General features: G+C 69.3%; 6 protein-coding genes. 3 read left to right on the top strand and 3 right to left on the bottom strand.

Annotated features, from left to right (window positions below; all coding sequences use genetic code 11):
- From KUTG_RS55535 to KUTG_RS37425, 3 genes are all read right to left on the bottom strand, one after another.
- A partial coding sequence (locus KUTG_RS55535; RefSeq protein WP_043723668.1) for an FAD-dependent oxidoreductase occupies positions 1-549 on the bottom strand: 549 nt, incomplete at its 3' end.
- Between the two features lie 27 nt (positions 550-576).
- On the bottom strand, positions 577-1,365 hold the full coding sequence (locus tag KUTG_RS37430; RefSeq protein ID WP_043723666.1) for a hypothetical protein: 789 nt from the start codon (positions 1,363-1,365) through the stop codon (positions 577-579).
- Positions 1,366-1,432: 67 nt separating this feature from the next.
- Positions 1,433-1,723, bottom strand: coding sequence for a hypothetical protein (locus KUTG_RS37425; protein ID WP_043723664.1), 291 nt, complete (start codon positions 1,721-1,723; stop codon positions 1,433-1,435).
- Positions 1,724-2,094: 371 nt separating this feature from the next.
- Here KUTG_RS37425 and edd point away from each other — a divergent pair, with 371 nt between their 5' ends.
- The 3 genes from edd to KUTG_RS37410 all read left to right on the top strand — a co-directional run bounded on the left by edd (position 2,095) and on the right by KUTG_RS37410 (position 6,498).
- Positions 2,095-3,948: a phosphogluconate dehydratase gene (gene edd / locus KUTG_RS37420; RefSeq protein ID WP_043723661.1), complete on the top strand. Its 1,854-nt coding sequence runs from the start codon at positions 2,095-2,097 to the stop codon at positions 3,946-3,948.
- A gap of 5 nt (positions 3,949-3,953) precedes the next feature.
- Positions 3,954-4,577 (top strand): bifunctional 4-hydroxy-2-oxoglutarate aldolase/2-dehydro-3-deoxy-phosphogluconate aldolase, encoded by a 624-nt coding sequence (gene eda / locus KUTG_RS37415; RefSeq protein WP_043723659.1) that lies wholly within the window; start codon positions 3,954-3,956, stop codon positions 4,575-4,577.
- A gap of 238 nt (positions 4,578-4,815) precedes the next feature.
- Positions 4,816-6,498 carry a PQQ-dependent sugar dehydrogenase gene (locus tag KUTG_RS37410; RefSeq protein WP_043723657.1) on the top strand — a complete coding sequence of 561 codons (1,683 nt, stop codon included), beginning with the start codon at positions 4,816-4,818 and terminating at the stop codon, positions 6,496-6,498.
- Positions 6,499-6,579: the final 81 nt, after the last annotated feature.

Here is a 6,579-nt window from a genome sequence, read left to right as displayed (position 1 = left end):
GCGGTCGCCGTCCATCAGCAGCTCGGTCACCGTGCACTCGGCGAACACCTTGAGCCGGGACTCGTAGTCGCCGGTCTCGCGCTTGTCCTCCTGCTGCAGCGACACGATCTTCTGCTGCAGGCTGCGGATCAGCTCCAGGCCGGTGCGGTCGCCGACGTGGGCCAGCCGCGGGTACTCGTGCCCGCCGAAGTTGCGCTGGCTGATCTTGCCGTCCTTGGTGCGGTCGAACAGCGCGCCGTAGGTCTCCAGCTCCCAGACCCGGTCCGGGGCCTCCTTGGCGTGCAGCTCGGCCATCCGCCAGTTGTTCAGGAACTTGCCGCCGCGCATGGTGTCGCGGAAGTGAACCTGCCAGTTGTCGTCGCTGTTGACGTTGCCCATGGAGGCGGCGATGCCGCCCTCGGCCATGACGGTGTGGGCCTTGCCGAACAACGACTTGCACACCACGGCGACGCGCTTGCCCTGCTGCCGGGCCTCGATGGCCGCCCGCAGGCCCGCACCGCCCGCGCCGATGACCACGACGTCGTAGTCGTGGCGTTCCAACTCGGTCATGAAAGCTCCACTATTCGATTGTCGGGCTCAGAAGAACCGGAGGTCGGAGATCGTTCCGCCGGCCACGAGCGCGACGTAGAGGTCGGCGAGAGCGACCCCGATCAGCGAGGCCCAGGCGAAGGCCATGTGCCTCGTGTTGAGCTTGGACACGAAGGTCCATGCCTTGTAGCGCACCGGATGCTTGGAGAAGTGCGTGAGCCGGCCGCCCATGACGTGCCGGCAGGAGTGGCAGGACAGCGAGTACAGCCACAGCAGCGCCGCGTTGGCCAGCAGCACCAGCGTGCCCAGCCCCATGTGTCCCCACGCGCCGGTCGAGTCGCGGAAGGCGATCACGGCGTCGTAGGTGAGGATCACGTTGAAGATGAGGCCGGCGTAGAAGAAGTACCGGTGCACGTTGTTGAGCACCAACGGGAAGCGGCGCTCGCCGGTGTACTTGCCGTGCGGCTCGGCGACCGCGCAGGCCGGCGGCGAGGACCAGAAGCCGCGGTAGTAGGCCTTGCGGTAGTAGTAGCAGGTCAGCCGGAAGCCGAGCGGGAAGATCAGGATGATCAGCGCCGGGGAGAGCTTCCACCAGTCGCCGAAGATCGCCACCTCGCCCGAGCCCGGCACACAGCTGGTGGCCAGGCAGGGTGAGTAGAACGGCGAGATGTACGGCGCCGAGTAGTAGTAGTCGTTGGCGAACGCGCGAATGGTCGCGTAGATGATGAATGCCACGAGCACAACGACCGTGACGGCGGGCTGGACCCACCACCGGTCGGTGCGCAGTGTGCGCGCTGAAATCTGCGCCCGACCCGGGGCAGTGGTGCCAGCCGTCATGAAGACCTCTTCGCCTCTTTGCGATGAAGTTGTGGGTCGAGCGCCAAACGATCGGCTCAGCCGCGGGTCACCCGCGGTGAGCCTGGTAGCCGCCGACCCCCTCGTCGTCAGCACCATGCCACAGGGCCGGATCGTAGGGTGTGTCGGGGACCACAACGACCTCCAGCGGCTCGGCGCTGCGCGGCGCCGGCGCCGGGCGGGACGAGCCGAGGTCCTCGGCGTCGATGTCCAGCCGCTCCAGGTCGTTGACCAGGCGCTTCACCACTGTCGCGTCGCCGTACTGGGTCTCCAGGGCGGTGATGCACTGCCGAAGCTGTCCGATGGCTCGCCGCAGGTTCGCGATCTCCGAATTGGGCATCTCGGCACCTCCAAAAGCTTGATCAGGCGTCAACGTGTTCGGCGCCACACTGCGCCCTCTCATTGCACTCTGCCTGAACCACAGGGCTGTGACAAGTGCCACACGCGATCTTGGCAAACAAGTCCGCATGCCAGTTCTGCCAGCGCCGGCGCCTCTCGCGGGGACCAGCGGCGGACCATGGAGGAGTACCAGCAAATGACTAGAGAAGTGGCGAACATCACCGTGACTAGGCATTTCACTGAATCGGTTTTGATTCCCTCGGGGGACATCACCTAGTGTGGGACCCGTCACGTTGCCCGTGAAGCGACGCCAGTGCCGTCGTCCCGCCGGGCCGCTGAGGCGGCCCGTGAGCAGGACAGGAGTTGTCGGCTATGGCGATTCACCCCGTGGTTGCCCAGGTCACCGCGCGGATCGCGACCCGAAGTGAGCACACCCGCGCCGAGTACTTACGCCGGATGAGGGCCGCCGCCGGCGATCGGCCCGCCCGGGCCGGCATGGCGTGCAGCAACCTCGCGCACGGCTTCGCCGCCTGCGCCGGCGAGGACCGGCTCGCGGTGAAGGGGCTGACCAAACCCGGCGTCGCGATCATCTCCTCGTACAACGACCTGCTGTCGGCCCACCAGCCGCTGCACGAGTACCCGGCGTGGCTGAAGGACTCGGTGCGCGAGGCCGGCGGCGTCGCCCAGTTCGCCGGCGGCGTGCCCGCCATGTGCGACGGCATCACCCAGGGCCAGCCCGGCATGGAGCTGTCCCTGTTCAGCCGCGAGGTCATCGCCATGGCCACCGGCATCGCCCTGTCGCACGAGATGTTCGACGCCTCGCTGCTGCTGGGCGTGTGCGACAAGATCGTGCCCGGGCTGCTGATCGGGGCGCTGGCCTTCGGCCACCAGCCGGCCATCCTGGTGCCGGCCGGCCCGATGTCCTCGGGGCTGCCGAACAAGGAGAAGGCCCGGATCCGGCAGCTCTACGCCGAGGGCAAGGCCACCCGCGAGGAGCTGCTGGAGGCCGAGTCGGCGTCCTATCACGGGCCCGGCACCTGCACCTTCTACGGCACCGCCAACTCCAACCAGATGGTCGTCGAGGTGATGGGCCTGCACCTGCCCGGCGCCTCCTTCGTGCCGCCGAACACGCCGCTGCGCAAGGCCCTGACCGAGGAGGCCGGGCGTCGGGTCGTCGGCCTGGCCCGGTCGGCGTCGCTGGCCGAGATGGTCGACGTGAAGGCGGTCGTCAACGGCGTGGTGGCCCTGCTGGCCACCGGCGGCTCCACCAACCTCACGCTGCACCTGCCGGCGATCGCCGCCGCCGCCGGCATCCAGCTGGGCTGGGACGACTTCGCCGAGCTGTCGGCCGTGGTGCCGCTGATGGCCCGCGTGTACCCCAACGGCAGCGCCGACATCAACCACTTCCAGGCCGCCGGCGGCGTGCCGTTCCTCGTCGGCCAACTGCTCGACGCCGGCATGCTGCACGAGGACGTCCAGACGGTGGCCGGCCCGGGGCTCAACCGCTACCGGAAGGAGCCGTTCCTGGACGGCGACAAGGTGGTGTGGCGGGACGGACCGGTCGAGTCGCTGGATCCGGCTGTACTGCGGCCTCACGACGACCCCTTCTCGGCCGACGGCGGGCTGCGCATGCTGGCCGGCAACCTCGGTCGGGCCGTGATCAAGGTGTCGGCCGTGGCGTCGGAGCACCGGGTCGTGCAGGCGCCGGCCCGGGTCTTCACCACGCAGGAGGCGTTCACGGCCGCCTTCAAGGCCGGCGAGCTCGACCGTGACGTCGTGGTGGTCGTGCGCAACCAGGGGCCGCAGGCCAACGGCATGCCCGAGCTGCACAAGCTCACCCCCGCGATGGGCGTGCTGATGGACCGTGGGCACCGGGTCGCGCTGGTCACCGACGGCCGCATGTCCGGGGCGTCGGGCAAGATCCCCGCCGCCATCCAGCTGACACCGGAGGCCGCGACCGGTGGACCGCTGGCCCGCGTGCGTGACGGGGACGTCATCCGGCTCGACGCCAACCGTGGCAGCATCGAGGTGTTCGTCGACGACGCCGAGCTGATGGGGCGGCGGCTGGTGGACGGGCCGCCGCACGAGCAGGAGTGGATGGGCACCGGGCGCGAGCTGTTCGGGCCGCTGCGCCGCGCCATCGGCCCCGCCGACGCGGGCGCGAGCGTGTTCGGCAGCACGCTCACCCCGGAGAAGTTCGCCGTCCCCGTGACGACCTGGAAGTGAGGACCATGATTACCCCGGCAGATCTGCTGGACCTGTCCCCCGTGATGCCCGTTGTCGTGTTGGACGACGTGGAGCACGCCGTGCCCGTGGCGGAGGCGCTGCTGCGCGGCGGCATCAAGGTGATCGAGGTGACGCTGCGGACCCCGGCCGCGCTGGCGTCCATCGAGCGGATCGCCGCCGCCGTGCCGGACCTCGTGGTCGGCGCTGGCACCGTGACGGCCCCCGAGCACGCCAAGCAGGCCCTGGACGCCGGCTCGCGGTTCATCGTCACGCCCGGTTCCACCGAGGCGCTGCTGGATGCCGTGGCCGCCACCGGGCTGCCGTTCCTGCCCGGCGTGAGCACCGTCGGCGAGGCGATGCGGGCGGCGGAGCGGGGTTGTTCCGTGCTGAAGTTCTTCCCCGCCGAGGCCGCCGGCGGCGCGCCGTACCTGAAGTCGATCTACGGTCCGCTGCCCGGTCTCCGCTTCTGCCCCACCGGCGGCATCACGGTCGAGTCGGCGCCCAAGTATCTGGCGCTGCCCAACGTCGGCTGCGTCGGCGGCTCCTGGCTCACCCCCGCCGACGCCCTCGCCGCCAACGACTGGCAGCACGTGGAAGCCCTGGCCGCCGCAGCCGCAAACCTCCGCTGACCCCCGCGAGGCCCCGCCGATGCTTCGCCCGCACGCCGGATTTCGGTCGCCGCCACCCGACGCACGCACCACTGAGCCGGATGGCGGCGGGCGAAATCCGGCTAGGGCGAGGCATCGGCTACCCGGGGGCCGAGCCGCGACGCCGAAGGCGGCGCAGACAAGCACGGTTGACCCGACTGCAACTTTATGAAAACGTTTGTGATCCGCCGCCGCGATACCGAACCAGTGGGAGGTATCCGTGGCACCACGCACACGGCGGTCGCTGGCCGTGGCCGGCGCCCTGCTCGCCGGCGCGCTCGCCGCCGGCCTGACCGTCAGCTCCGTCCCGGTGGCCCTGGCCTCGACCCAGGCCCCGGCGGCCGTCCCGTCGCCGCCGAAGAATCTGAAGGCCGCCAACGTCACCGAGACCACGGTCGACCTGTCCTGGAGCGCCTCGACCAGCGATGTCGGCCTCGCGGCGTACGACATCTACCACGACGGGCAGCTCACCAAGTCCGTCGACGGCAAGACGCTCAAGGCCACCGTCACCGGCCTCACCCAGAACACGAGCTACGGCTTCTACATCAACGCCCGCGACACCTTGGGCGGCGTCTCCCAGGCCAGCAACACGGTCCAGGTGACGACCAAGAAGTCCAGCGACAACACGCCCCCGAGCGCGCCGGGCGGCCTCAAGGTCTCCGGCACCACGGCCAACTCCATCTCCTTGACGTGGACCAAGTCGACCGACAACGTCGGCGTCACCGGCTACACCGTTCTTGAGGGATCCTCACAGGTCGGCCTGGCCACCACGAACTCCTTCACCGTGGAAGGCCTCGCGCCGAACTCGTCGCACACCTACACGGTCACCGCGCGCGACGCCGCCGGCAACGTGTCCAAGCCCAGCGGCAAGGTCACCGGCAAGACCTCCGGCGGAGAGGGCGGCGGGAGCACCACGCCGGGCCAGGTCACCAAGGTGACCGACGACAAGGACGTGCCCTGGGGCCTGGTGACCCTGCCCGACGGCACCGTCCTGTTCAACGAGCGGGACACGCACAACCTGATCCACCTGGACCCGAAGACCGGAACGAAGACCACCGCCGGCACGGTTCCCGGGGTGTCCGGCACCAACGGCGAGGGCGGCCTGCTCGGCCTGGACATCGCGCCGTCCTTCAAGTCCGACAACTGGATCTACGTCTACTTCACCACGTCCTCGGACAACCGCATCGCCCGCTTCAAGTACACCGACGGCAAACTGGACACCGGCAGCCAGCAGGTGCTGCTGAAGGGCATCCTGCGCAACCAGTTCCACAACGGCGGCCGGCTGCGCTTCGGGCCCGACGGCAAGCTGTACGCCGGCGTCGGCGACGGCGAGAACGGCAACAACGCGCAGGACCTCAACTCCCTCAACGGAAAGATCCTGCGGCTCAACCCGGACGGCAGCGTCCCGTCAGACAACCCGTTCACCGGCAAGTACGTCTGGAGCTACGGCCACCGCAACGTCGAGGGCCTCGCCTTCGACTCGCAGGGGCGGCTGTGGGAGGCCGAGCTCGGCAACTCCATCATGGACGAGCTGAACCTGGTGCAGAAGGGCGGCAACTACGGCTGGCCGTCCTGTGAGGGCACCTCCGGAAGTGGTTGCGGCAACAGCAAGTTCATCAAGCCGATCCAGACCTGGCCGGTGGCCAACGCCTCGCCCAGCGGCCTGGCGATCGTGCACGACGTGCTGTTCATGGCGGCGCTGCGCGGGCAACGGCTGTACCGCATGGAGATCACCGGCAACAGCACGACCAAGCCGGTGGCCTACTTCAACGGCACCTACGGCCGGCTGCGCACCGTCGAGCCGGCGCCGGACGGCGGCCTGTGGCTGACCAACTCCAGCGGTGACAAGGACAGCACCGGCAACAACAGCAAGGACTCGATCTTCCACGTGCAGCTGAACTAGCGGCGCGTTGGTGGCGGGAACGGGGCCTCCCGGGCGGGTGGGGCCCCGTTTCTCGTGTTCCTGGGGCAACATTCAGAGCTA

This window comes from Kutzneria sp. 744, from assembly GCF_000568255.1.
GTDB lineage: Bacteria > Actinomycetota > Actinomycetes > Mycobacteriales > Pseudonocardiaceae > Kutzneria.
The sequence above is the reverse complement of the archived record's forward strand: the minus strand, read 5'-3'. Positions and strand labels throughout refer to the sequence as shown.

Bases quoted from the DNA above. Each gene is read 5' to 3' on its own strand.
- edd (WP_043723661.1), top strand. From the start codon at position 2,095: ATGGCGATTCACCCCGTGGTTGCCCAGGTCACCGCGCGGATCGCGACC.
- KUTG_RS37430 (WP_043723666.1), bottom strand. From the start codon at position 1,365: ATGACGGCTGGCACCACTGCCCCGGGTCGGGCGCAGATTTCAGCGCGC.
- eda (WP_043723659.1), top strand. From the start codon at position 3,954: ATGATTACCCCGGCAGATCTGCTGGACCTGTCCCCCGTGATGCCCGTT.
- KUTG_RS37425 (WP_043723664.1), bottom strand. From the start codon at position 1,723: ATGCCCAATTCGGAGATCGCGAACCTGCGGCGAGCCATCGGACAGCTT.